This is a genomic window from Sphingobacterium sp. Ag1 (genome assembly GCF_000988325.1).
Taxonomy (GTDB): Bacteria; Bacteroidota; Bacteroidia; order Sphingobacteriales; family Sphingobacteriaceae; genus Sphingobacterium.
Map to the genome: position 1 here is coordinate 51246 of NZ_LBGU01000026.1, position 26493 is coordinate 77738.

Here is a 26493-nt window from a genome sequence, read left to right on the forward strand (position 1 = left end):
TAATCCATTATGAAAAAAGCATTACAGATTAATCTAACGGCTGTTTTTGACGCGGCATGCCGTCCTTCAGTATCAGCACTTGAACCCCTAATTGCCATGTCGAATGGAGATATCCGGTATTATCGCAATCAGGTTGGGCAAGTCTGCCTGCAGCAATTCGACGGACTGATGGGCTATATCAATCTCTTAGATTTTGAGCTATCCAAAGGTATTGTTGTCCCCTTACGTGTCGAACAGGCAGATATCCATATCTTTTACCTGTTGGGAGCTCATGGAGCTGTGCAGATCAAAGACCTACAACAAGATTTGAGTTACAGCGTATCTTCCAGTAGAGGCTGTTATATCTATTTAACCACAGGTGATTATGAATTACATGTACCTGCTGGCAGGTACACCATCGTTAACTTTTATTTCCGTGGAAGTATCTTTCGGAATGGCAACGAACGTCCTTTCCGATTCTTACATCATTTGGTTGATGCCTATCGCAGCAGAGATACAAAATCATGCTGTAGCATTGATTTTCGGGCTGGTCCAATTACCATAGCCCGCATCCGACATTTAGTTTCAAACCTTAAAAAAGGCGATTTGGGCAATGATCATTTTATCTATGAACAGCTCAATCAGTTGATCAAACTGTCAAACACCAAAGTCCATCAAGAATACGAACAGCTTTCGGAATCAGTCATCTGTGCACAGCATGCCCATGATCTGATTGTCATATTTGTAACTGACCATGGACAGGATTTTAAGTTGAGCGATGTTGCAGACCAACTGCAAAAGAATCCAGGTTATCTCAATGAAGTTCATAAAAAATCCTTTGGTCAGAGCCTTGTGGAATTTAAGATGAAACAAGTAGAAGCTTTAGCTATACGTAAGCTTCTTACGGGGCTCAGCTCTAAAGAAACTGCATTTGAATGCGGGTTCAATAGTGAATCTGCCTTCTGCAAATTTTTCAAAAGAAGAACTGGTATGACTCCTACGGATTACAAAGACATCAGCATACACTACTTAAGCCATTCGTAAGAAAAGGAAAACAAAGCCTGTAAACTAATCATAAACGGTAGGATTTGGACAATACTTTGACCGCATCTTGGAACAGCCCCTTTCGATTGTACTGCCGAACTTTGATTTACAATGTAAGTAACAAAATGGAAAATACAAATAGACATACCGTTCCCAATAATTATCTAGCCCAAAGGACTACGATCGATTCTCCTAAGACACTTCGGCGATTGCTGCGATGGCTTAGGATCGTAGTCCGTTTTTGTTTAGTGCATTGGCGGGATATAACCCTTACTTTTTATGGTTCGTTTATGATGGGACTTTGGATATTTGTTGCTTACAATAAATTTTCTGATTTCAACGGCAATATGGATGCGATGCTGCGCCAGCCACTACCAAGGCCTCTAGCCATCGTATTAGCTTATTTGATACCGACAAGTGAGATCCTTGCAGCAGTATTGATCGGGATTAAATCGACGCGATTAATCGGCTTCATACTTTCATCGCTTATGATGCTCGCTTTCACCGGATACGTGGGACTGGCTTTGCTTCATGTATGGAGCGACGAACTGCCCTGTAGCTGTGGCCTGATCATTCAAATTGGCTGGAAATCCCATTTCATATTAAATATTTACTTGACAATAATCTGCATTTGGCCCTATATTTTAGCACGTTGTATTCAAAAAAGACCTACTATACATGGTAGATACATGCCATGTCGGGGAAAGATAGCCTGTTCAATTCCACGATTGAGCTATAGATCATTTTCAAAGCATAAAGATAGCCTCTTCCATGGGCATAATAAGATAAAATGATAACCTACACATCGAAACGCTGATGCTAGGTTGTCAGCGAGAAGGGCGCGTCTGCCAAAAGACATAAACAGAATAACAAATTTTAATATCACGTTTTAAATCGAAGATTATGAAAATCTTTAAAATCATCAAAACAAATGTATTGCCAATCTTAGGATTAGGCATAGCAGCAGGATTAACCACTGTATCGTTAATGTCTGCAAGTACAATTAAAAAGCAAACTGCAAGCGAAGAATACTGGTTTGAAATGTCCGGAGGTCAGCCGGGACAGGAAATTGAACAACCTGATCCGAATTGTCCAAAACTTGAGAATCCAAATTGTGCTCGTAGATATAAAGATGAAGATACTGAACTGACTCCTTCCAACGAAAGAGTAGTCATTTCGGGCCATGAGTCCAATTACGTGGACTATCGCACAAAAACGATGTAAATTCACTGCTTATTAAAAAGAAAGGGTGGCTGTTTCAACTCGAGACAGCCACCCTTTTGATTTAAAACAAAGATCCCCCTATTAATCAAGCTACTCCCGTAGATTTTGCTCAATACCCGACAGATCAATCACATTATCTGGGATGGGCAAAATATAATTCGGTGAATTGGGCTTGATCTCTATCTTTCTATCACCAAGCACTCTCATCATTGTTATTTCTGCCTTTTCGTTTCGGTTCAGTCTCCGTATATCTGAAAATCGAATTCCACGATAGAGCAAGCTCTTCCTCCTTTCAAGTAAGACAATATTTAACAGCTCAGCTTGTGTGATACTTTCCTTTAATACCACAATTCGGTGATCGCGAAGCCTTGACGCCATAAATGTCTGATACATGGATTTCGCTTCATCAAGTTTATTTGTTCGTGTTAAACACTCCATCGCCATAAGATAGACCTCGTCAATAGCCAGTCCGTTAAACAAGGATAAAGAGCCCGAATAATTACCGATAAAAGCCGCGTTCTCCCCCCGAGGAGCAAAAAATGCCTTCAATCTTAAATCATCATCTGCATAGGCCCGCATAAGGTTAGTATCGACCAAGGCTTTTGAATCTTTATGGGAAGCATAAGACATAATGCTGTGAAAAATCACTTCCTCATTGAATTGTACCATCGGATAAGCAACGGAAGTATTTACTTTCGTGTAGTCGATCAATTTGAAATTCGGCAATATGGACTGGCATAACGCTAAACATTCTTCATATCGCCCCATGATGAGATATAGTCTTGCCAAAAGAGCTTGTGCGGCATATTTGCTCGGCCTGGTTTTGACAGATACCGTTGTTGACAGCAGCTCAATAGCATCCTTTAGGTCTTTTTCTATTTGTGCATAGGTCTGTCCGACCGTGCTTCGCCCCACCTTTTCATTGATGTCACTTTTCAGGCGTAATGGAAGGCCAAGCCCTCCATTTTCAGCGCCTACCGTATACGTGTCGCAATAAATCTGCGACAGGTTAAAATAACCAAAGGCTCTAAAAAACAAGGCTGTTCCTTTTAGATAATACGCTTCATTCTGCTTGCTAGCCAATACTTCCAGACCATCCAGCACATTATTGGCGTAGAAGATCTGTTGGTAGGAATTGCTCCACACAATGTCTAGCGAACCCTCATAGATATCTTTATTCCAGATATAAGTATTACGCTCGATCAAACTTGTAAGACCATCGTAAACCTCTTTACTCAAGTAATGATCGTCGGCAGAAAGATGAGCAAGATGAGGCAGTGCTTCGTTCATTGTTTCGGTTCGGTCCATCAAAGCCCTAAAATCCTTCAATGTGCTCGGTATCACCAGCTTTTTGTCCGATTTGACCGATAGAAAATCTTTGGTGCATCCGCCCAGCGTGATGACCAACAATAGTACGATAATTCTTTTCATTGTATGTTACAATCCTACGTTAATACCTATAGACCACAATCGGGGTCTTCCCAAATAACTCTCATTTGTCATCGGATCGATCTTGGCACTGTTGGCCACCCAAAGCTGCCCGATATTATTGACCAACACAAAGAAAGAAGCATTTTTAAATGACCTGTTAAGCCATGTGTTATTCAATGTACGGAGGTCAATACCCAACCGTACATCTTTTAAAAAGATATAATCGGCTTTTTCGACAAGTACACTTGAGTAGCTGTTTAAAATACTCCATTTGTCCAGATCAGCCACTTTTGGAATAGCTGGAACATCTGTCGCCAGCTCGTCGCCAGGTTTGATCCAGCGCTTTGTATAATCCTCGTGGCCAAACCAATTTGTCGCCAATGTTGAATAATTAATCGTTGGTCTACGGAGGTAACCACCAAACGCATAAAGCATTGAAAAAGAAAGATCAAAAGACTTGTATTTCAGGCGATTTATAAGTGACCCCGTGTACAAAGGAAGTGCTGAGCCGTGATATTGCAGGTCGTCAAATGTCATCTTGGACCGGATGGCTGTATAATCTTTGCTGATCTCGCCTTTATACCAAAAACGCGGGCTTCCATCTACCGGATCTAAACCCGCCCAGGGGACTGAATATAATGGACTCATGGGCTTGCCCTCCACCGGAACCGCAAATGATGAGGCCAATAAACTGCTCGGTGCGGTACCACTGAATTTCATGACCTTATTTCGGTTCCAATTGAAGAGTAGGCTTGGCATCCACTCTACTGCACCAAAGTTCTTTCGGCCATCTATTCGCAGATCGATCCCTTCGGTATTGAGTGAGGCCGTATTGCCTGTAAAGGAAAAACGCTGACCAACAAAGAAGCCAGTCGTCGGGTCAAGGGCAGACTCCCCGATCAGATCACGGCCTTTCTTCTGATAATAATCAAACGAAACACTGACAGCTCGGTTTTTAGTCGCCAGATCCAAGCCTATATTGACTGTGCTTACTTTTTCCCAACGCAGGTCTTCATTGGGTGGAGTTTGGATCTGTGCAGCAGGCAAACCCGTCAGTAAGGATGTACCGTAGCTAGCCGTACTGTACCGCGTAAGCGATTTATTTACATTTCCGCTGTAACCAAAGGTTGTGCGTAGTTTGAGGTAGTCGACAATAAAATCCTTTGGCCAGAAGCGCTCCTCCGAGGCCGTCCATGCCAAGCCCGAAGACCAGAGCGGAACAGCACGTTGGTTGGTATTGACACCAAAAAGATTGGATGCATCCTTGCGTGCACTAAAGGAAAGCAGATACCGTTGCCTGTAGAGATAGCTACCGTTGAAGTAATACGATACAAAACGATCGATACGATCCGTAAAGCCAATTCCTGAGGGAATATTGGATTTTGAACCTGTCGGAAAGCGTGTAAAACGTGTACTGAAATCCATATCCTGATACGTCAACGTTTCGGGATCAAAACCATACACGGTAGACTTATCCCCTACCTGAGTCGTCTGTTTGACTTCCGCTCCCAGTAAGAGATTGATGTTCGATAGTCCGATGGTCGCCGAATAGTTCAGCTGCGCCCTTCCCATATGCGCTTGTGTTTTGCTCCTCGACTTATCCAATATAGCACCTTCCCGAATCGGAAATAGGAGCTGACCATTATTTTCATAGGCAAAGCTATTGACCATATTGCGCGCATAATAGCTATCGCGGTCATAATTGAAGGTCTGCAGATTGCTTATATTCTGATAGTTATACAAGAGCTGTGCCGTGAGCCCGTACCCCAACCGTATATTGGAATTAAAACCTGCTATAAACTCATTATGCTCATTGGCAAACAGTCTTTTGTCCATTTCGTCCAATGGACTATAGTCCCAATCTAATCGCCCCGATTGCTTTTGTGCATCCAAAAATATCCCATTATAATCGTGTATAACAGGCAGATAATTTCCATTTTCATCTGCAAGCTTGGCATAAGGATAAATGTAATCCGCATAATTCAGTAATCTGTTGTTTTCGTTGCCCAGATTCCAGGATAAGGTCGGATTGAAATCCAGCCATTCCGCAGGTTTAAATGTCGAATTGAACTGCAGCAGTATTCTGTTGTCTTTCTGTCTGTCAGCCGAAGTATTGGCTTTATTCCAAGTCAGGGAAAGCAAATTTGCCGCCTTTGCATTCCCATTGCTGATCTGAGCATTGTACTGCTGTTTATACCCTGTGCCGAAGTAATAACGATCAAGATCCTTTCGGACATCCTGCTGTGCCAGTCCCGCGATCTGATTTGACACTTCCTCTGCGCTCAGCAGCCCTTTATCCCGTTTGAGCAGCAATTCAACTACTGGCGTAAACTTCCGGTAACCCGGATTTGCTTTTTGGGCGTTATAGTAGCCATTATCATAGAGGTACTGTTCAAAGCCGATAAAATCGCTGCTATTGAGCAAAAATTTAGAATAATAGCGCTCAGGAGCAGCTTCCCATGTATTGTTCAGGCTAAGGTTCACCTTGGTGCCCTCGTTCAGTTTTGCCGATTTGGACGTAATGACCAATACGCCATTACCCGCACGGGCACCCCATATGGAAGAAGCAGCAGCATCTTTTAAAAAGGTAATAGATTCCAGTGCATTCGGATCAAGTGCCGTGATGTCACCTTCAAATGGAGCACCATCCAAAATGATTAACGGCGTATTGTCTGACTTGATCGTTGCATATCCGCGCAGCATCAGTGCATTTCGGCCAGATAAGCGCGAATCAATGGTTAAGCCACTTACGGTGCCTTCCAGCCGATCAACCAATCCTTCCGAAGGTCTACGGTTGAGGTCCCTATTTGTCAGGAATGAAAAAGATCCAGTAGCGCGTTCTTTTGGAATTGCTTGATACCCCGTCTGTACCACGGCCTCTTCCAGTTCCTGTACGTTTGACTCCAATTCCACCGTATATTCGCCAGGTCTGTCAAACTGCACAGTTTTAGGCGCATAACTGAGGTGGCTAAAGCGTAGCGATATCGGGTAAGTAATCTTATTGATATGGCCTTTTCCATCCCGATCTGTCTTTGTCACAATGGTAGGCTCCGTTAGAGAATTTAAAGATGCACCAGCAATAGGTTTTTGATCAGCTTTGCTCAGCAATTGAATGTGCAAACCATTCGCTCCCTGTGCGAACGAATTGATATAGCTTATCATAATAAGGATAAATGCGATCCATCTATTCATGACGCCCTCCTTTCTCGATATCACCTAGTACGAATACATCCAAAGGCAAGGTTTCCAATGTCGCTCTGTACCCTTGTGGTACCAAGAATGCATTGATACTGATCAGATCATTTGGCCAATCATCGGGGATTTTTATTGGTTTTTTAAATTCATCGGTTTTGTTGATCCATGGTATTCCTCTACTCTTCTGCTCACTCTCATTATCGAGCCTATCAACCAATTGATACAAGGGGAGTTCTTTTGTTAGCTTCTTAGGAATTTTCAAGTTCTGAGACGATGCATCTTTTCGGATCACATAAGCTTTACGGTTACGCTGTTCAATATGGCCTTCCATACCATATTTTTGCCCGAAGAAGGTGTTGAGTTCGCGAAGTAAATCTTTAACCAGTTCACCTTTATCCGTAGCAGCAGAATAAAACTGTATGGCATACAGATGTGTAGTGCTGTCGGCGAGGTATTGATCTGTACTTACATTTAAAAGCTTATCGCGCCATTTTGTTTCTAATAGAAACCAATTGCCCTTCCGCAGATCAGGCCGGGCGATGGCAATGGCCGATTTATAGATATCTATCGGCCCCGCATTGGTTGTTCCAAAAAAGCTGGGTTTACCATCCTTTCCGATCTGATAGTTTGTCTGCGCAAGGACATCCTGTAAGTAGCCTGTTATCGTAAAGGAACGTTGCAACTGGGGCGCACGAAAGATCAGTGGATCATTCAAAAAATTGCCCTTTAAGTCGAAAGATACACGATCTTGCCGTATTCTTGTGGGCGCAATTCCTTCATTTAGCAGTTTGGCTATATTTTCATCGGTCACTTCGGTTGCCTGCGTCGTAGCGACTACCTTACCCTCACTGATCCAGATGTAATAAGGAATCCAGGTATAGGGAAAGTATTGAAATAGCGTTGCCCTGGTGTCGATAAAGGACATTAATGTATACTTATTGTCTTTCAGATACTGAGGCGCCCTATCCTGCTGTAATGTAGCCAGTAGAAATGCAACGTCGGAATAGGTATGTTGTAATTTTTGAATCTTTGGCAAACCCTCTAGGCAGCTTTTACAAGTGGTGGCCCAGCAATCTATCAAGATCAGCTTTTTGCCTTTAACCTCTTTGAGTTGAATATGCTCTTTGCCCTCGGGATGGTTTGCTACGGGCAGCATTGTGTTCCAGAGTTCATCAGGTATTGTATCGCCTACATATAGCCGTTTAATTTTGGTGAGCCCATTGGCCCCGCTGTCCTTGCGGGGCGTCTGAGCTGATAAACTAAACATAGAAACTAGTATGAATAAGATTACAAGTAGTGTAATCTGTATAACTGGAATATTGACTACCTTATCTAATAAGGCAGTCAATAGATTAGATCTTTTTATCATCTGCTTATGGATTAGGTATTATTCAGCAATTCTATTAAAGAAACTGTGGATCCTTTGCTTGGCTTCCAGATCGGCCGTAATGACGTCGGCAGGCTCAGCAAAAGCAAATGGCACAGCATCGATACCGATCTTGCGGAAGTGCACCAGGAAATAAGCCATCAGCACACGGTACACTTTCATCAAAAAGGTATGCATCTGCTTTAAATCAGCAGCATCTTCCTGAGCTGCACACTTTCTATAGTTCTCGAAGAGTGCCCACAGGCTTTCCTGACAGTCGTTAATGGTATGTTGGGACCAGAACTCCCGAATGGTATTTAATGGATCGTATCCATTGTCGTATATTTCATAACATGCTAGCTCAAAGGGCAGCAGGTTTTTTGATTTTTGGTTCATAATTTAGTTTCATCAAGTATGACAAACCCTGAGGTGCTGGCTGAGATAAACGCATAGCATCCCCCTTCGCGATTTTTTCGCGTTAAAAAGGCTTGTCATCGCACGAGTCAAAAGAGACCTATGCCAAATGGACAAATAAGATTAAAAGTCCGAAAAGCGCCTTGATACAATTTCAAAGCATAAATAGGGTTAATTATGGCGCTCCCTGCCGGAAAGATGTAAAGACCGACCTACAGCAATATCGTCTTGCAATAAAAACTACAGGTAAAAAGTTTGGACTGAATGAAAATTTGCTTAATTTTAAGGTGCGAATTTTAAATCAAGCTGTATCATTGGCCAATATTACCTTTTAATGCAATTATATTGATAAATAGGTCGGTGACAGGCGTATAAAGAGGGAAATTAGACTGAACTGGGTTCAGCGGTCTTTTTCATTTTAAGGAAAGTCAACACCTCCCCTTTTTATTGCTCTTTTATAGCCTGTTTTAGATTGAGCGCACCCCTATTCAGGCGCACGAAAAATGTTCTTTAAACGTGATTTGCGGGAATACCTCGCGTAGTGATCTTTGATCGAATGTGGGTGATGGAAGTTGTGTGTTCGTTTCGTTCTCATAATTCTTTTGGTCTATGTGAACGAGCTCTATAATAACGAAGGGTGAAACCTTACGTTTAATCATTCTTCTCACTAAGGCAAAGCCCTAGGTCAGACCTAAGAAAACTCTTAGGCGGCACCTGAAAATGATTGCACAGTAAGGCCCACCCCTACGCTATTATTATTAACAAATATAATAATATCTGTAGGAAATGAGCATAACCTTACCGTCCCATCCCAGGTGCCAATTGAGAAGTCAGAGACTCGTTATTTAATCAGACAATGTCCAATTACTGCTCAAACTGTATGATATAGCAACACTAAATCATACACAAATATACAGAAGTTGACTTTAAGAATCAACAATAAAAATAAAATAATTTATGTCTATATATAAAATCAATCGTATATCCGAAGTTTTAGAGGAAAAAGGAGTTAAAAACAATGATCTTGTAGAACATCTTAAGGTAAAAAAGGAAACAGTCTCCAGATGGGTAAATAATAAACAACAGCCAACTCTAAATACTCTAAATGATATCGCTAGATTTCTAGACGTGGATATAAGAGATTTGCTTTATCAAAGTGAATGGGTGAAAGGTGAAGGTAACAATTATTAGAGAATAAAAATAAATCTATGGGAGGAGACTTTAGAACTTCATAGTAATACTGATAAGTATACATCACAGCAACCATAGTCATTACAGATATTTAAAAATAGATTTCCACCTCTGTATATTTATGTACGAAAGAAGTATCTTTCCTTATGACTATTTAAAAGTCGAAGGAAAGACAATATCTGTTATTATAATGAATTAGCTTTAGAAAATACTTACAGCCGATGACAACAAAAGACTATTTAGAAGAAACACGTTCTATTCTTGCATATCTATCTTTAAGAATTAAACTAGACAACATTAATGGATATACAGATTTTAATAAATATTCTGAAATTCTTCTTAAATCGATATTCAGCCATATTTATAGTTGTGAATTCAAACAATTTGAAAAAATAAATCACCCAGCGATTGACATTTATTCCCTTGACCATAAGGTAGCGATACAAATTTCATCTGAATCCTCCACAAAAAAGATTAAAAAATGCCTAAGCGACTTTATAATTAATGAGTTTCATTTAAAATACGAAAAGCTTTACATAATATTTTTAACACAACAAAGTAGTGTAAATCAATCTTCACTTGATAAAATAGTTAATAATGAAACTTTTAATTCCATTCTAGTTAAAGCATGCATTTTTAACAAAGAAAATGTTTTAGATTTTAACCAATTATATAAATTAATAGAGAATTTACCACAGGAAGATCTCAAAAAAATTCATCAATGTTTAAAAGATAGTGTTCCAACATGGCTAGCACATAAGGAACCTTTAAAAATTCGTATCCCTTCGCATCCTCAGAACGATCGTTATATTCAAAGACATTTAACAAGTATAGACTATAAAGATTATTGGGGACAATATTTTGAGAAGAAGACATTAATAACCATTGCTAATGAAAAGATAGAAAGGCTAGAGCCCATAAGAATTTTGATTAAAGCAAATGCTGGACAAGGCAAAACTTCTGAACTAGACCATATTGCTAATCAGATACAACTTGTAAAACGTCATTTAATACCCTTGCGAATTAATTTAAAGAATTACACAAACAACTTAAATAGTTTTATAAAAGAGAAGTACGGTTTTTGGGACAAATTAGATGACAAATCAGAGATTTTGCTATTAATTGATGGACTCGATGAAATTCCTGCAACTATTCAAAGGAACTTTATTTCAGAATATAATCATTTAATTGAATCCAATGAGAAAATACAAATTATAAGTACAATACGCACAAATTTTGAAAGTTCATTTTACACTTCAAATAATGGATTTTCAGAATATTATATAAATCCTCTTTATGAAAATGATATCATATTATATATAGAAAAATATAGCCAACAGAGTAATGTTCTAAAAACGCTTGTCAACAAATCTTGGGCTAAGAGTATTATATCTATTCCGTTCTATCTTCAAGAAATGGTTACGCTGTCAAATGATTCTGAGAAAAAGCTTCCTAAAAATCTCAAAGATTTTTATAATAAAATAATTACAAGTCGGATAGAAAGAGATTACATAAAATACAATGGATACCTTGAAAAGAATGAAATATTTTTAGGAATTCAAAAAGCTGCTATTTTTATGACTTTGCAAGGACTAAATTCTATTAAGTTTGGTAAGCTTAAGAATTTGATTTCTTTTAATAAAGAAAATTATCGGTCAAATCCATTTTTCTCAATTCATGAAGATGATTTAGAAATGAATATAAGCTTTATACACAACAATTTCCAAGAATTTTTATCTGCTCAATGGTTGGCTCAATTAGAATGGAAGAATATCTCAAATATCCTCTTTAACAAAAAATTAGGTTATTTAAATCCCAAACTACTAAATACCACAGTAATTTTATTTTCAATCTTAGATGGAAAAAGTGAGGTTTATCAATCCCTACTGTCACAGATAAAATCTATGGATTTTACAATTTTACTTAAATTAGAGAAAGAAAGAATCCCTTTACCAGAACGCCTACAAATTTTCAAAGACTACGTCTATAAGGGCAAACATGAAGGGATTGCATATCTAGCTGGAGATTTCAGTGAGCAAACTCTCCTTGGTTTTATAGATTACGATACAGAAATATTTGACTTCATAATGGAGGAATTAAATGAATGCAATATTTCATCTAATCATTTCCACAGCTTACTCTATCTGATCTTAGAACTTGCAAAAATACGTTTGACAAAAGGAAAATCCTCCTACATGTTTACCATAATTCAAAAGTATATTTTACAGAAAGGCTATAAAGAAGATGAATATCAAATAATGTTAAAAATTGTCGATGAAATAAATTTATTTGATCAATTTTTCTTAAATAATATAGCAAAACGCTGTCCATCGATAAATAACAGGGTAATCTTAACAACTATTATTAAACTAATAGACAAACATGAAATTCCGAATCAATTTGAGTATATTATCAGTAAGGCCGAGCACTTAATTAAGGATTCATCAAATAGAGTTTTAGATCATAAAAGGATTTTTTCAAAATATATTATTAAAAATTTAGAAATTGACAATTATAAACATTTACTTACTAGATTATCTATTGAAGAGAATTTCTTTTTGGTCTCTCTTTTCAGTGAAAAAGAACATTTTGACTACCCTAGGCTAACTTTTTTTGATCAAATTTATATCAGGCTTGCGGAGCTCTATAAACAAAACAAGAACTCTGAAGTGATCAACGATTTCATTTTATATATTAATGAAATCTATTATAGTTACAATTCAAATGATAGATACGGAGATCCTTTAATTTTTTTCAAAAATCTTGGCAGAGCTGATCTTTTAAACTTACTGCTAACTTCAAATCCATTTCTCAAGAATGGCTACATAATAAATAAACTTTTCGATCTCGAACTCAAAGATCAAAGTAATGAAATAATAAATTTGTATAAAGCGAACCTAATAGACTTTCCAAGATTGAAATCTATTTATTTAAACACATGCTCAGCTAGTTCAGCGACATCTTTGACCTTGAGCAAGTTCATGTCCTCTAAATTTCCTAAGAAATTTACTGTTATTAAATCTCTCAATGATCTCCAAAGTAGGCAAAAAAAATGGTTGCAAAATGGTCTTAATGCATTAAAAAATCGTAAAGAGTTTATAAAACAAATAGAAGAAGTAATTCATTATATTATAAATGATAATCCCCAAATTATTGACGATAAAGGCTTCGTAAATTTCGATTATCGTTATCGAGAACATTTAGATGAAATTTTTGAAAACTCGATTTTAATAGATACTATTGAGAGCGAAGCACAATACCATAATATAGATATATTTCCTTTTTTATTTAGTGAAGATCGGAATTGGTATACTATGTTAGGAAATCAAATAATTTTACGGAAATACCATGATAGCCATGATCTCTTGATGGAGCTAAAATCTCATCTACAAAACTATGTAGATCTAATTCTAACATCTACAAACTTTACTAAGAGTTATGAGCTCGAATTAGCTCCAGACTCCATTGACGTTCAAATTGCCAAATGGTTCAAAGAAAGCATAATTGAGTTACCATTTGATGTCTCGATTCAATTATTATGTCATCCAGCTATTGATTTTCACACTAATGACGGAATAAGAATGAATGACTTTTTAATCAAACTCAATTCATTCGAAACAATAAAACCGTATTTGATTGATATAATTTCTAATCGAACTGCACATAATTACAGTATTCTATTAGGGATAAAATATTGTATTGATTATGAGGTCATAGAAGTAAAAGAAGAAATTATCGAAATTCTTTTTTCTAAAGAGACTTATCTTAATGCTATTTGTAGCGAGTATTTAATAAAATTCAATTGTAATGATACATTACTTAAATATCTCATGGGCAACCCTAATATAACGGAAGATTGGCAGCTAAATATTCTTAACTTTTTGCATAATAATGAACTTAATCATCGTTTTTTAATAGAAATCGTCGAGAATCAACAAATATTTGAAAACGATTTGGATTACTATAATTACATTCCAAAAAGTATTTGTAGGAATGGTTTGAAATTAGGATCACGTAAATGTATGCTTTTGATTTTCCAATCTTTCAAAAATAAGAGATTTAACGACAACCTCCATTATTCGGATTTTGACAAGGTAGAGCTACTTTATCCTAATGAAATATTCACTTTATGTCTTGACACCCTTGAAATTTATAAAGATCATATAGAAGACCATGGGCGCTCTACAGTTTGTGGTATACTTGATAATATTATTGCTACTATTGCTGCAGATGATGTGGAGAAATTCCAAAAAACTATTAAATTTTATGACAATCTTATCGAAGAAAACTTATCCTCTCATCCTAATATAAAATCTCTTGAATGGTGGAAAATAAGGTTGACGAAAAGATTTGAAGAAAGAAATAGTAATTTTTTAAGTGAAAAAGAGGCTTTGGAGTTAATCGTATAACGTGAACTCATATATTTGAAAGATGAGACTGTAAGGTCAACTGTGTCAACGGAATACTTCAATAAGGTTTTTAAGATTTTAATCCTATGACACAGTTTGAGTTACACTCCCAAGGCTTATTAGTTCTTCGATACTTCAATCATGTTCTTGCGCTTTGAAACGATAATCAGATTAATAACTTACAATCTTTTTGAGACAGTGTCGTGTTTTATAAAACATTAATACTGTTTTAATATGTTCTGCAGAAATTCTATTTTAATAAATTCACTTTCTCTAAAAAGATCCGGATTAGCACCAATCTCTTTTTGAAGTTTACTTCTAACCGATGCCTCTACATTTTTACCATATCTAAAAACATCAACATTTTCTTCATATAATTTTTTACAATTTTCAATTTCTCTAGAGGAACTAAATTTTTGCAATTCGCCTCTCTTCTCATATTGCTTTCTTATCAATTCAACTCGGGTATCAAATAACTTATCTAATGAAGTTGTTTCATTCTCCTTCGTAGCATTTTGGACAATTTCCGCTATCTTTTCTCTTTCGATTTCTGGATATAAATGCGCTATATGATCAGCATTTACAAAATAACCTTCAACATCGTAGTAATCTGTCGTAAAAAGATGATAGTTAATTTCTTTATTTTTTTTGTTTAATTCTTCTATTTTATTTTGAATGAATGTAAGGTCGATTTCATCATTATCATAAACATCTTTATCGCGATGAAATATAACATGCTTTAAATCTTTAGCGCCTGGAAACTTTATATTTGATGTATAGATGGCAGATTTTAAATTAGTACGACCATTATAACTTACATAATGTGTTTCTTCATCGTTAAAACCATTTAATCTAAAAAAGTTTTTAATATATTTTAAATCTTGATCTTCCGAAAAAACAACTACACGCACTCCATTTACGAGATTTTCTAATTCTCTAACCTTTTTTTCGGCCTCTTCTTTCAGATCGACTTCATTTTGAATAAATGTTGAGATAAAAGGTAGTAGCCCCATTTCATTGTGCACCACTTCAATATCAGCTGGCCCCACTTTTATCATTTTCGTCCCTTCACTATCGAGAGGAGTTTTCACTAGAAAAAGTGATCGTTCTTTCAATCCTTCTTCTGTTAATGAATAGAATGCTGGTGAATGGGTATTGATAAATATTTGCAAATCATTTGAAAAATTAGCGAATATTTTGGCCAGCTTAAAAGCATTAGTCATTTCCATATTATTTTCAGGCTCTTCAAATCCCCATATTGTGTCAGGAGTAATTATAGCTTTCCCCGAAATGGATTTATAATGATTAGCTATAAACTTTAAAATTATCGGAATATGTTGAGCTTTAATACCGTCTCCGCGCTTATTTAAGGATACTTTAGTTCCATTTTTGTCTAGAGTAAAATCTAACGTAGAAAACAACGATTTAAAATTACTAGGGATGTCAATCTCGCTTTCATAGCCCAAGTCAGAAGCAATGTTATCAACTAACTTATCAACTTGTTCTTTCAATCCGTCTATAAAACTCTTGGAGGCAGAATTAAAAGCCGTTGGTGAGATTTCACTTAAAGAATCATGAAGTTCACCCATCAAATAATTAAAATACTCTGTACCTCTGATAGCAGGAACATATTTATATTTTATTTTCCTGACCCATTGAAACATTCCTTTTTTCGCTTCATATTTTTTACCACTTATTGTTTTTATCTCTTCCTTAAATAGGCCTTCCTTTCGCCACACTTTTTTCCATTGAATTGGCTCGCTATCCGTAAAACGTCGGGGAGTATTGAATTCGATTTTTATAGTAATTTCATCAGCCTTTTTTTGTGGTGTTTTAGCAAGCTTAGAAAAATCATCACTAAAGCGAAAGGGGGTATTTAATTCTGTCTCACCATTAAAAAACAGATTTAATGCTTTGAGAAAGTTTGACTTCCCGATATCATTTTGCCCAACTATTATGTTTAAGTCAGTTGTATCTATTCTATTATCAAATTTTACGATAGATCTAAAATGTACAATTTCAATTGATTTAATAATTTCCATATAATATTAAGTTAATATAGATCAGCTAAATTGAGGATAAATTCTACTTTTTTTTAACATGAAATGTCCAATCGAAACAATTACTAAAAATTCTTTTTTATCTGCTTTATCGATCATTTAGAATGAGAATTTTGAATTAATATTAACTTTTCAATTTTTTGGCTAGACTTACCGCAAATATATATTATTTATTTTGAATTAATATGTTTACAATTATTAACTTTTAATGCTATTGATCTATTTTTGTAAAATATTAGATTTAAATGTTCTTTTGATTGGAGAACTGCCAAATGCAATAAGTAAATTTCGGTGTATTTTGCTATCCGCTAGATTGACTGAAACATCACACATCAAAAGCAAAAGTATTATGAAAAGCTAACTTCAAGCATACCCACTGTTACCATAAATGTCAATTAAAATCAATAGTTCTAGATTTCACTAATCTTCCTTTAAAATAATATTCAATGTCAAATGTTCTCTTCTGTATATTTAGAATTAAATAGATTCCTATGTCATATCCACAGACGTGTTCGGGTAATGCTTTACCGTCATTTGACCAAATATCATCGTAACTTTCTTTCGTTAATGCCCTAAGTCTTTTACGGTCATTTCTTAACTCAGATTTTGGTCTTGTAGATTTTTTCATTTCAATGGCTATTAAATTATCATTATGGATAATTCACCTCTGCTATGAATTATTAAATCACATTGAATCGGAACAACAACCATTTCCAGATCTAATATGGTTTTAACTTTACCTTCTTGTTTTCTATTGTACTCTGTGTCCGCAAAATAACCGTTAATATTATACTTAGAAAATAGTAGTTCAAATTCAAAGCCTAGTCTCGAACATAAATTTCTTTCAGCTACATCATTTACAATATTGTTTAAATTCCTACTCAGAAAATTATTAAATGATTCATTAAAAAGGCTCAATAACGTTTTATTCACAGTTAGTTTTTTTTGTTGTACTTCTACTAATGTCTCTTGGCTAGCCAATTATAATGTTTCTATTTTTAAATTCTATACATCCTACCCACATTTCGCTACTATAGCAGACTACCTCCTGTAGCTTTCATTTTTTCCATTTCTCTACGCTTAGGCAAAAGCCTCTTATATATGAATTTTAAATAAACTACAAGCATTAATTCAATTGTGTACATTGAAATATTATTGTTCAATAAAAAGCGTTTTACAGACTCTTCATATTCATCACTTTCAATACGTTGAGTTGATTCCATTGACTGAATCAAAGCCAGATTAACATCAATGTAATAATCTCCATGAGCAAGTTGATTTCTTACTGGTTTTATCTTATCCATAATTATATCGAGTCCAATCAACAGCTTTGATATTTCTTCGATCTTTTTATTTTTAACCTCCTTTCTTATTTTTCCCTCAAGTCCTATATTTTCATTTACGCCTAGCTCATACGTTTTATTTATCAACTTGATTATTAAATCTTTATAAGAAGTTACTCTAATAAAAAAGCATTCGATATGGTATCGAAAAAAAGAACTTTTATTGATTAGTATTTGTGCCGATTCATTTAAAAAAGTTTTATTTTCTACTAAAAAACATCGACTTAAGCATAGGGTATTTATATTAGAGTGAAGATTAAGACATATTTCTAAGATCTCTTTTTGATATAAATCTTTTAGATTTAATTTTTTTCTAGGTTTACCAGATTTTGTTAAATATAATTTTGAAGATCTTTTTAATAAAGATTTAATGAATATTTCATTTTCTAAATATAATTGTTCTAACGGTTTATCCATAATAATAAGCTGATAAGGATTGGGGCTTAGTATTCATGCGGCAATAGGTTTGACTTATCTGTTTTTGAAGCCTTATCATAAAAAATAATGTTTAAGCTTTTTATAAGCATTAAAAACCTGATCAACCTCACTATGATGTATAATTCCCATATTATAAAAATGATGTAAAAGATTAATATATTGTTTTCCGACAGCTAGATATCAAACAAAGACTATCAGAATCACTCTTTGGCCGCAGCCACTATCTATTACTAAATTATATAATAACTCTTTATGTAAATAACAGAACATTTCCAAAAAGAAGTGTCAATGAATCGACAACTTCAATAATAACGAATAAACAGAATCAAAAACATATATAATCTTAATATTGAAAGAATTATATTATGTGACAATAAATCATCTAGTCAAGAAAGCAATTTCCTGTTTTCAACAATAGTCAAGGATTTATCCAGAAAATCAATGACATCCACGTCATGGAATGAATCATCGTTATCAATAGTAACAATGACGTAATTGTTCCAATTATAACGTTTTACATTGTAAGGAATTTTTTTATCAGTTCCCCATATATAAAATTCCAAACCTTCTACCTCTTCTTTCATTCTGTTCATCTGAATTACATTTATGACCATCGCAAAAAAATTCTTAAGGAACATATTGTAATAATACGATTCTACATTCAAAGAATGAAAATCAAAAATAAAATCTTCTTCTTTGAGCTCTTTTACAGCTTTGATAAAAGGTTGTCTGCTTCCAAAAAGAATGGACATATACTGGATAAGGACCAGAAACCCATAACCAGTAACAATATTATCATTTGTTTGCGACTCCTTGTCAAAGAAATTATACTGAGTTAAAGGTATTTTCTGAATGTTCTTTAAAGAACGGAGACTTAATTTACGGTGTTCAACAAAAATTTGTAAGAGATACAAAAAGGACTTGTAAAATCCATCACCGTTTCTGGAATTTAATCGAAAATGTCTCAAATCGTTAGGAAAATCCTCATACTGCAATTCATCTAAATAATCCCGTAGCGCTCCCCTAATATATCGAGCGTTATTAAAGCTGTAGATAGATTTACTATAAAACTTATTTATATAGCCCTGAAAGTCCACATACTTTCCATAACGGTGTTCGTATATACGCTTTATATTTTCAATATCACATACCAGAATCACTTTATCAAATCCAAACTTATTTTTTGATGTATGATAGTCACGATGTGCACTTAATACGTTAAATATTCGGAATATATGTTCGGGATCTATACGGTCGAGATCGTCGATGATCAAAACATTTTGCTTAGTTTCCGATTTCAAACGTCCAAGTATCTCGCTGATCAATGCCGATATTGCGTCAAATTCCTTTAGACCTTTACCATTTTCGAAGGATTCCAAATATGTCTTTATCGTTGTAAACTCATTGGCTTTCAAATTACCATAAAACTCGTCAAATTTACTCTTTTCAAGTTTTAACAAGTCAAGTATATCAGAGATACTTTTTCCCAGCTTTGTAGTTGCTTTGAAAACCTGTTGAGTAAAATCCAGTGCCTTAAAGTTGTCCTGCATATAGAGCTGCAATGCTAAGCCTTTATCCAATTCTAACTCATCTATATTCAGGATAGAATCTTTATATTTCAATACTAATTCAAAAAGAATATCGTACTTGATCAACTCAAATATATCTTCATTACTTGATACAGAATAATTCACAGGATATAGATGTATAGCATTATACTGTTCATCACATTTAGGTACAAAATCTTCCTTTAGGAAATAGGTCTTGCCAGTTCCAAAGGGTGCCGAAAAAATTATATCGTTATTTCCTTCTAGTTCTAGATGATTCAAAAAATCTTGAAGGAGAGTATCGTTTTTAATATTCATGTGTTAATCTTTGTTTATTATATTATGTTAGCCTACTTCACTATCCCCATATTTATATTTTCCACCGCTTTAGAAACCAAAAACAACTTGCATTGGCGAATCGGCAATAATATATCATATATCGTTTCATTTCCATTTACTCTTATGCAAGGTCGAAAGTTCTGATTTTTTTCTTGTACAATATTTATAATGCTAATATTGTATCTCGACTCTATAAAATCAATCAGACGATCAATGGGCTTTAATTTGATTTTCCGACTAGAATAATGATCGCTATACTGTTTATAGATTTCGGGGAAGCACTCTGCAAGTTCTTTTAATGTCATGATTGTTATATTATACTATTAAAAATACTTCAATTATTTCGAACCGCTAATCTAGGCCTTTCTACTCCAATACTTTCTAACAGTGCATCAAACTGATCGGGATCATTAGATTCAATTCGATTTAAAACTAATTCAGATATTTGACGTATCTCCGCAATATCAAGGGGAGCAAGTGACCTATCAAAATTATCCTCCAAATGTGAATATTCATTTGTGATTCTATTTATCAATGCAACAGTAACTGTATCATTATTGAAATAATTTCTTATTCTTTGATCATTACTAATCTTATGGCTGGGATACTTATAAAATAGATATGCTTCTAGGAATTTTCTCATATTATTTCCAAAATTATATTGATAATCGTGGGATATGGTTTCTTCGGAAGCTTTTGAGCATCTATAAATTTGTTCAAATAAATAATTAAATTCAGTTACATATTTTTTCAAATATATCGGAGCCAATCTTAATATTGTACACTCTCTATTTTTCCTTTCAATAAGTAAATGTTTAATATCATCCTTCTTACTATTACCAGTTCCGTATTTTGGTATTGTAAGTTTTCTTAAATATTTAAGGAAGTCAAGATTATGAGTTGAAATAAACAATTGAGCATATTTTTTCGGTCGAGCAATTACAGCTTCAATTAGGCTAAACATGAAGAAAATATGATTACTATCAAGACTAGACATTGGATCATCAATATATATTATGAGCTTATTTCGCCTTATTTCATCCTGTAACTCATCTTGGATCTTTGCTATAAAATAACAGAATGATATTAAGCTACACTCTCCTTCACTAAGATTGTTGGCATCTATACCTTCCCGCTGAATCTTGAATCTCACACCTTCTTCTTCATCAAATGCTGTCAAACGAAGGGTATTATGCCCAAAGAAATGTGAAAGATGCTCATTAACTAATTCAGCCCCCCTACTCTCATTCTTTGCTTGACTCTCTAAACTATCTTTTTCGGCTAATAAAACTTCAACTTCTGTTTTTAAAGGTGATATGAAATTCTTAACTCGTTCAACTTTTTCTTCCTCTTCTTTTATCTCTGCTGTGAGTTTTCCATATTCAATATCATTTAAATACTGTGCAATATCGGATTTACGCAACTTAGTTCTGGCAGATTCCTGGTCGAACTCTAACGACACGGATTTATCATTATTTGATTCTATTAGTTTATTGAATTCTTTTATTGTATTGAAAATACTCTCTGAATGATCTTCGATATTCGCTAATTGAATGATTTTGAATATATCATCTTTTCTGTTATTCAATTCTGATATTAATTGATCAAGTGAATATCTGTAGCCTTCCATTGCGGAATTCCATTGTTGATTAACACGATCATATTCTTCATGTAAACTTGAATAAAATTCCTCTTTTTTCAGATGTACAAATTCTCCAAGCTTTGTTTTAGAAGATTCCAATAGCCCAATTGTACGAATTATTTCGGTTCTTAGATCCTCAGACTCTTTACTAAAGTGCTCATCTAGCTTTTCCCATATAACTGGCGACAAGCTCGCTCCACAAAAAGCACATGTTTCTCTTATTCCTTTATGCTTTTCTATCCCTTGCCTAACCCACTCCTGCAATAGGTTATCCTCTATTAGATCCCTTATAGCTAAACTTGGCTTAATACTCTTAGATACAATTTTTTCAACGGATTCATAGTGCTGAGAGAAATTAGGTCTAAATTCTTTTAACAATTCTATGTTTGTCAAAGGCTTGTCGCCTAGAATAGATTTCAAAGATTCCAACTCTTTTTCTAACAACAGAAACTCCGAAAGATTATCCTTTATATTTTCAACTTCACTTTTAATATCCGAAATAGAGTATGTTTTCTTTTTTTGAGTTGGTTGAAAAAGATGTGGAGTAACCTTAATCTTGTCATTGGCTCTTGATCTAAGTTTGTCTTCTAAGCCATCACTCCTTTTTGTGTAAGATAAACTGGTTTGAGTAAGTTCTTTTTCTTTTTCAGAAAGACTATAGAGAAGTCCCTGACCTGAATCTTCATTTCCAAGTTTCTGTTTAATCTCTTCCAATTTCCTTTCTAATTCCACATTTTTAGCACCTAATATGGTAAATGGCTTTATCGAGCCGTCATCGTTATGCAACCAACTCAGATTTTCTCTCACAAAGTCGGAATTATAAACTCTAAATATAAAATCGGTATTAAAATTTTGAGACGATAATTGTGCTCCATCGGATAGAGAAATATTAAACGATCCGGTATCATAATTCTTGTGTAATGATTGCTCCTCAATACACTTAAAAATTCTTGACAAAGTTGTTTTTCCTGAATAATTTCTCCCGTAAATAATGTTAAGCCTGCTAAAGGTTTCTGTCCGTCCAATAGACTTATCCCATATATAGTTATTATACAAGCCAAAACTAGGAATATCAATTTTCGTGATCATAATTTACTTTAGATTTTATCGTTTCAGTTATAATTAAAAACTAGATGTACCTTTATTATAATTGCCTGCATTCACACTAAACCCAATAATAGCATCAGCACGAATTGCCTGTGCACGTTGCTTGAGCGTATCTGTGACACGCTTGTACATTTCCTGCATCTTCTTCTCATAGCTGGTAGAGCGACCGCCAAAGAAATCGACATAGCTCGTTCCTATATCGCTAAAGACATTGGTGCCGATGACAACATTGGCTGCTATTGGATCATTATATCGTGAAATCTCCCTCCCTTCGATGGAATTGGTCGTGGTTACTATCATGGCATGCTACTTTTCAATCGGGCAAGGTTAATACCCAAGCCTAATATACATTATTTATGCTGAATTAATATGTTTACAGATATTAACTTTCAAGATTATTACAAACTGTAAGACTAAGGTATGGGTTTGAAAGTAGGGTTGGTTACGGGAAACCGTATCGAGAAATAAATAAGTAATTGGATATTGCGCTAACTTTATAAAAATTATCAAATGGAAATAAAAAGCGTTACGAATAAATTGTATATTTGCATACCATATAATATAAACCTGAATAATTAAGTGTCATTATTAGCTGAAAATAAAATAAGAATTCCTTTGGGAATATCTAAGATATATTCGGACAGAACGGGTGTCAATCAAATACTTGATTTCTACTTTAAGTGTCAGGAACATAACGACTGTACCATTGAGATATGCTTAACTGATTTGGAGTGGTTTGATGGCAACTTATGTTCTCTTTTAGGTGCATTACTATATCGGTTAAATAAGACAAATAATCTTTACTTTTCTGTAAAGCAATCGGAAGTTGAAAAAAAGTTTGACATACTAATTCATAATCAATTTCTTCCAATTGAAATAACTGGTGATTCAAGGAAGTCATCCTGTATACCATTTAAAGGATTTGAGGTCAAAGATAAAGATGGATTTATGGATTATGTCGAAAATGACGTATTGAAACATTCAGCAATGCCTAAATTTGAGGTAGAAGTAATCGATAAGCTTTTGGATGATCTTGGGGAGCTTTATGGCAATATCGATAAACATGCCTTTACTGAAATGCCATTTTATGTCTGCGGACAATATTATCCAAGATTTGCTGTCGTAAAATTTACAATTTGTGACCTAGGGATTGGTTTCCTTGAAAAAATAAGAGAAAGGATACCTGAAATTCAGACTTACGAAAAAGCAATTCAATGGGCTGCAGAAGGTAATAGTTCCAAACCAGATGCACCAGGAGGAACCGGACTTATTGGGCTGCGTAGATATTTTGCAGATGGAAAAGGGAAACTCCAAATCATATCAGGGGATTCGATGTGGTGCAGCGAAACCGCTGAATCAAAACCTCTCCTTTTCCCAGATGGCTCTATGCCTCTAAAACATTTTTTTCAGGGAACTGTTATTAATTTGGAATTCAACAAAAAAGCATTAAATTTATAAGAGCCGGTAGAGTTAAACTTAAAACATTTTTTAATTGTATATTTGCGCCAAATTATTAATAATCTATTTGGCATCATTTTAGTAATACATAATAAAGAGTTGATATTTTTTATTACTATCTTCTGTAGATTAAAATAATATTTATCATTATGAAAGTCAAAGTTTACGATATAATCCACAGCAAAAATGCGTTGTTGCATGATGATGGAATTATGTTATTTAATGAAGTAAAAAACGTGTTTAATCAGCAACATAAATCAATTGATGTTGATTTTGAGGGAGTCAATAGATTATCTACACTTTTCTTAAATGCATCTTTTGGAAAGTTATTGGCTGAGTTTGGCAAAGAAGAAACTGAGCAATCATTTCATCCGGTTAACTATGAACATATCTCAAGTTTCAAAAACAAGTTCTTAGATATGTGGGATAATTTTGAAAATAGAGATAACTATCAAGCATACAGAGATATTGAGTTTGCTTAAATTATGTGATTAAATCATAAAAAGCATGATATTTTTACAAAGTTCACCATCACCAAAAGATGGTGATTTTTTTGTCCTGGATACAAACATTTGGCTTCCTATTTTAGGATTCGAAAGTGATGAAAATATTTCCGACCATTATAAATCCTACTTCTCAAAGATTATTAAATCGGAGAATTGCAGAATTTTGATTTCACCTCTTCAAATAAGTGAAATTTTTAATAGATGGCTTCGTTTTCACGCATATAAAAAATATATCAGGGATGGAAAAAACGGGGATTTTAAAAACTATTACAAATCTAATTTTAGAAAATCACGAGACTTTACTGATAAGTATAACTTGATAAAGGAGGATCTTGAAAATTATGTTGATTTTCTAATCTTAGTAGAACTCCGCCATTTAGATCTTAATACTGTTACCTGCTTTTCCCCAGATGAAATGGATTTCAATGACAATTATTTGTATCAGCTTACAAAACAATATGATGCAATTTTAATCACTAATGATGGTGATTTTACAAAGGAAGGTTGCAAAATAGCAACCTATAACAAAAAATTATTCAAATCGCATACTGATAGAATTAAACCGAAGACTTAGCGACCGACCTCTAAAGAAATCTACATAGCTCGCTCTTATATCGCTAAAGAAATTGGTGCAGATGACAACATTGGCAGCTATTGGATCATTATATCGTGAAATCTCCCTCCCTTCGATGGAATTGGTCGTGGTTACTATCATGGCATGCTACTTTTCAATCGGGCAAGGTTAATAACCAAGCCTAATATACATTATTTATGCTGAATTAATATGTTTACAGCTATTAACTTTCAAGATTATTACAAACTGTAAGGCTAAGGTATTGGTTTGACGGAATGATCGGTTACGGGAAACCGTAGCTGATTTACTCGACCCTTTAATAAGACAATAAAGTAAAAGATTAATAAAAAGAAGCCCCCCTCGTTAACCGTCAAGGGAGGCAATGTTGGCTAAATGCTCTGTCGCCTAATTCTAACCGGCTTGGGGCATTCTTCTATTGTAAAGATCGTTAGATTATTTGAGATAATAGTTGTTCATTTCTGCTAAAATGTTGTTTAAATGAGGACTGCTGATAATAATTTAATTCCAAAAGGCTATTTCACTTCATCAAATATTATTATCAGTTTCACGAACACTCCAGATCAACCCACTCTTCGATAATGACAAGCGTCTTTTATCAAAAGTTCTTCTATGATAACCCACACCTGATCTGTCAACGTAAAATATTTTTTGGTGCTTAGATTCTCTATAGTCCCAGACTCAAGGTTTTTTTATTCCTTTTATATCCTTTTTCATCGAATATCGTCCTTTATCCACTTTAATTCCCCACGTTGTATCAGGACTATATATTTTTGCACGTGATCATCGGTCAATAAGCAATTGTCGTCAAGGTGGTAATTGAACTGCTTAGTGAAGGTGTCATATTGAATACTCCCTACATAAGCATTATTGAGGTATATATGCCAAAGGCTGTACTTCTTGGCCCGAACTTCCACGACCTGGCGTTTTCCATGATGATAAAACAACTCAGGCACATCGGTATCAAAGCGAAGTATAAGGGCGTCTATGCACGCTTCCTTGATGTCATCGGCGAGTACACCAAATGCCAACTCCCACACTCCCTGAGATTTCCTGAAAACATAATAAGCAAGACCATTTTTGTTGTGAAGATGATAATCTTTCATGCCCATGCTTTTATCATGCACGGTAATTTGAGCGTACATTACCCGATTTCGGCAAAAGATTTCTAGCGGTTTCATTTCACAATATTACTAATAATATTAGTA

General features: G+C 34.8%; 20 protein-coding genes. 8 read left to right on the plus strand and 12 right to left on the minus strand.

The window, feature by feature from the left end; translation table 11 throughout:
• Window positions 1-9: 9 nt before the first annotated feature.
• The 3 genes from AAW12_RS04935 (at window position 10) to AAW12_RS04945 (ending at window position 2247) form a co-directional block, all read left to right on the plus strand.
• The gene (locus AAW12_RS04935) at window positions 10-1023 is read left to right on the plus strand and encodes an AraC family transcriptional regulator (protein WP_046672494.1); all 1014 of its coding nucleotides are present in this window, start codon (window positions 10-12) and stop codon (window positions 1021-1023) included.
• 125 nt (window positions 1024-1148) lie between these two features.
• Window positions 1149-1817, plus strand: a complete 669-nt coding sequence (locus AAW12_RS04940; protein WP_156167545.1) for a MauE/DoxX family redox-associated membrane protein — start codon at window positions 1149-1151, stop codon at window positions 1815-1817.
• Between the two features lie 109 nt (window positions 1818-1926).
• Window positions 1927-2247, plus strand: coding sequence for a hypothetical protein (locus tag AAW12_RS04945; protein WP_046672496.1), 321 nt, complete (start codon window positions 1927-1929; stop codon window positions 2245-2247).
• A gap of 90 nt (window positions 2248-2337) precedes the next feature.
• On the opposite strand, the gene AAW12_RS04950 is transcribed toward AAW12_RS04945, so the two are convergent.
• From AAW12_RS04950 to AAW12_RS04965, 4 genes are all read right to left on the minus strand, one after another.
• Window positions 2338-3678 carry a RagB/SusD family nutrient uptake outer membrane protein gene (locus AAW12_RS04950; protein WP_046672497.1) on the minus strand — a complete coding sequence of 447 codons (1341 nt, stop codon included), beginning with the start codon at window positions 3676-3678 and terminating at the stop codon, window positions 2338-2340.
• Between the two features lie 6 nt (window positions 3679-3684).
• Complete coding sequence (locus AAW12_RS04955; RefSeq protein ID WP_046672498.1) at window positions 3685-6870, minus strand: SusC/RagA family TonB-linked outer membrane protein; 3186 nt, start codon at window positions 6868-6870, stop codon at window positions 3685-3687.
• Complete coding sequence (locus AAW12_RS25320; protein WP_053003528.1) at window positions 6863-8140, minus strand: TlpA family protein disulfide reductase; 1278 nt, start codon at window positions 8138-8140, stop codon at window positions 6863-6865. The genes AAW12_RS04955 and AAW12_RS25320 overlap by 8 nt, the downstream gene beginning before the upstream one ends.
• A gap of 120 nt (window positions 8141-8260) precedes the next feature.
• Window positions 8261-8635: a hypothetical protein gene (locus AAW12_RS04965; protein WP_046672499.1), complete on the minus strand. Its 375-nt coding sequence runs from the start codon at window positions 8633-8635 to the stop codon at window positions 8261-8263.
• 975 nt (window positions 8636-9610) lie between these two features.
• On the opposite strand from AAW12_RS04965, the gene AAW12_RS04975 reads away from it, so the two are divergent.
• Together AAW12_RS04975 and AAW12_RS04980 are read left to right on the plus strand one after the other, a co-directional pair.
• Window positions 9611-9844 carry a helix-turn-helix transcriptional regulator gene (locus AAW12_RS04975; protein ID WP_046672501.1) on the plus strand — a complete coding sequence of 78 codons (234 nt, stop codon included), beginning with the start codon at window positions 9611-9613 and terminating at the stop codon, window positions 9842-9844.
• Between the two features lie 221 nt (window positions 9845-10065).
• Window positions 10066-14253 carry an SMEK domain-containing protein gene (locus AAW12_RS04980; RefSeq protein ID WP_046672502.1) on the plus strand — a complete coding sequence of 1396 codons (4188 nt, stop codon included), beginning with the start codon at window positions 10066-10068 and terminating at the stop codon, window positions 14251-14253.
• Window positions 14254-14471: 218 nt separating this feature from the next.
• On the opposite strand, the gene AAW12_RS25325 is transcribed toward AAW12_RS04980, so the two are convergent.
• From AAW12_RS25325 to AAW12_RS05015, 6 genes are all read right to left on the minus strand, one after another.
• Window positions 14472-16295 (minus strand): ATP-dependent nuclease, encoded by a 1824-nt coding sequence (locus tag AAW12_RS25325; protein ID WP_053003529.1) that lies wholly within the window; start codon window positions 16293-16295, stop codon window positions 14472-14474.
• Window positions 16296-16704: 409 nt separating this feature from the next.
• Window positions 16705-16941 (minus strand): hypothetical protein, encoded by a 237-nt coding sequence (locus tag AAW12_RS26455; RefSeq protein ID WP_197083978.1) that lies wholly within the window; start codon window positions 16939-16941, stop codon window positions 16705-16707.
• A gap of 403 nt (window positions 16942-17344) precedes the next feature.
• A complete protein-coding gene (locus AAW12_RS04995; RefSeq protein ID WP_046672503.1) occupies window positions 17345-18073 on the minus strand; it encodes a Cthe_2314 family HEPN domain-containing protein in 729 nt (242 codons plus the stop codon).
• Window positions 18074-18480: 407 nt separating this feature from the next.
• Window positions 18481-19959 carry a P-loop NTPase fold protein gene (locus tag AAW12_RS25330; RefSeq protein WP_053003530.1) on the minus strand — a complete coding sequence of 493 codons (1479 nt, stop codon included), beginning with the start codon at window positions 19957-19959 and terminating at the stop codon, window positions 18481-18483.
• A 355-nt stretch (window positions 19960-20314) separates the two neighbouring features.
• The gene (locus AAW12_RS05010) at window positions 20315-22711 is read right to left on the minus strand and encodes an AAA family ATPase (protein WP_046672505.1); all 2397 of its coding nucleotides are present in this window, start codon (window positions 22709-22711) and stop codon (window positions 20315-20317) included.
• A 33-nt stretch (window positions 22712-22744) separates the two neighbouring features.
• A complete protein-coding gene (locus tag AAW12_RS05015) occupies window positions 22745-23029 on the minus strand; it encodes a YbjQ family protein (RefSeq protein WP_046672506.1) in 285 nt (94 codons plus the stop codon).
• Window positions 23030-23308: 279 nt separating this feature from the next.
• On the opposite strand from AAW12_RS05015, the gene AAW12_RS05020 reads away from it, so the two are divergent.
• The 3 genes from AAW12_RS05020 to AAW12_RS05030 all read left to right on the plus strand — a co-directional run bounded on the left by AAW12_RS05020 (window position 23309) and on the right by AAW12_RS05030 (window position 25267).
• A complete protein-coding gene (locus tag AAW12_RS05020) occupies window positions 23309-24187 on the plus strand; it encodes a hypothetical protein (protein ID WP_046672507.1) in 879 nt (292 codons plus the stop codon).
• A 149-nt stretch (window positions 24188-24336) separates the two neighbouring features.
• On the plus strand, window positions 24337-24669 hold the full coding sequence (locus AAW12_RS05025) for an STAS-like domain-containing protein (protein WP_046672508.1): 333 nt from the start codon (window positions 24337-24339) through the stop codon (window positions 24667-24669).
• A gap of 25 nt (window positions 24670-24694) precedes the next feature.
• Window positions 24695-25267: a PIN domain-containing protein gene (locus AAW12_RS05030; RefSeq protein WP_046672509.1), complete on the plus strand. Its 573-nt coding sequence runs from the start codon at window positions 24695-24697 to the stop codon at window positions 25265-25267.
• Here the strand turns inward: AAW12_RS05030 and AAW12_RS26800 are convergent.
• Entirely contained in the window at window positions 25226-25408 is a 183-nt protein-coding gene (locus AAW12_RS26800; RefSeq protein WP_084823078.1) for a heavy metal-binding domain-containing protein, read from the minus strand. The genes AAW12_RS05030 and AAW12_RS26800 overlap by 42 nt on opposite strands.
• A 590-nt stretch (window positions 25409-25998) precedes the next feature.
• Window positions 25999-26466, minus strand: a complete 468-nt coding sequence (locus AAW12_RS05035; protein ID WP_156167547.1) for a hypothetical protein — start codon at window positions 26464-26466, stop codon at window positions 25999-26001.
• Between the last annotated feature and the right edge of the window lie 27 nt (window positions 26467-26493).

Excerpts from the sequence above, each read along its gene's own strand:
- AAW12_RS04935 (WP_046672494.1), top strand. The coding sequence starts at position 10 with ATGAAAAAAGCATTACAGATTAATCTAACGGCTGTTTTTGACGCGGCA.
- AAW12_RS04940 (WP_156167545.1), top strand. The coding sequence starts at position 1,149 with ATGGAAAATACAAATAGACATACCGTTCCCAATAATTATCTAGCCCAA.
- AAW12_RS04945 (WP_046672496.1), top strand. The coding sequence starts at position 1,927 with ATGAAAATCTTTAAAATCATCAAAACAAATGTATTGCCAATCTTAGGA.
- AAW12_RS04950 (WP_046672497.1), bottom strand. The coding sequence starts at position 3,678 with ATGAAAAGAATTATCGTACTATTGTTGGTCATCACGCTGGGCGGATGC.
- AAW12_RS04955 (WP_046672498.1), bottom strand. The coding sequence starts at position 6,870 with ATGAATAGATGGATCGCATTTATCCTTATTATGATAAGCTATATCAAT.
- AAW12_RS25320 (WP_053003528.1), bottom strand. The coding sequence starts at position 8,140 with ATGTTTAGTTTATCAGCTCAGACGCCCCGCAAGGACAGCGGGGCCAAT.
- AAW12_RS04965 (WP_046672499.1), bottom strand. The coding sequence starts at position 8,635 with ATGAACCAAAAATCAAAAAACCTGCTGCCCTTTGAGCTAGCATGTTAT.
- AAW12_RS04975 (WP_046672501.1), top strand. The coding sequence starts at position 9,611 with ATGTCTATATATAAAATCAATCGTATATCCGAAGTTTTAGAGGAAAAA.
- AAW12_RS04980 (WP_046672502.1), top strand. The coding sequence starts at position 10,066 with ATGACAACAAAAGACTATTTAGAAGAAACACGTTCTATTCTTGCATAT.
- AAW12_RS25325 (WP_053003529.1), bottom strand. The coding sequence starts at position 16,295 with ATGGAAATTATTAAATCAATTGAAATTGTACATTTTAGATCTATCGTA.
- AAW12_RS26455 (WP_197083978.1), bottom strand. The coding sequence starts at position 16,941 with ATGAAAAAATCTACAAGACCAAAATCTGAGTTAAGAAATGACCGTAAA.
- AAW12_RS04995 (WP_046672503.1), bottom strand. The coding sequence starts at position 18,073 with ATGGATAAACCGTTAGAACAATTATATTTAGAAAATGAAATATTCATT.
- AAW12_RS25330 (WP_053003530.1), bottom strand. The coding sequence starts at position 19,959 with ATGAATATTAAAAACGATACTCTCCTTCAAGATTTTTTGAATCATCTA.
- AAW12_RS05010 (WP_046672505.1), bottom strand. The coding sequence starts at position 22,711 with ATGATCACGAAAATTGATATTCCTAGTTTTGGCTTGTATAATAACTAT.
- AAW12_RS05015 (WP_046672506.1), bottom strand. The coding sequence starts at position 23,029 with ATGATAGTAACCACGACCAATTCCATCGAAGGGAGGGAGATTTCACGA.
- AAW12_RS05025 (WP_046672508.1), top strand. The coding sequence starts at position 24,337 with ATGAAAGTCAAAGTTTACGATATAATCCACAGCAAAAATGCGTTGTTG.
- AAW12_RS05030 (WP_046672509.1), top strand. The coding sequence starts at position 24,695 with ATGATATTTTTACAAAGTTCACCATCACCAAAAGATGGTGATTTTTTT.
- AAW12_RS26800 (WP_084823078.1), bottom strand. The coding sequence starts at position 25,408 with ATGATAGTAACCACGACCAATTCCATCGAAGGGAGGGAGATTTCACGA.
- AAW12_RS05035 (WP_156167547.1), bottom strand. The coding sequence starts at position 26,466 with ATGAAACCGCTAGAAATCTTTTGCCGAAATCGGGTAATGTACGCTCAA.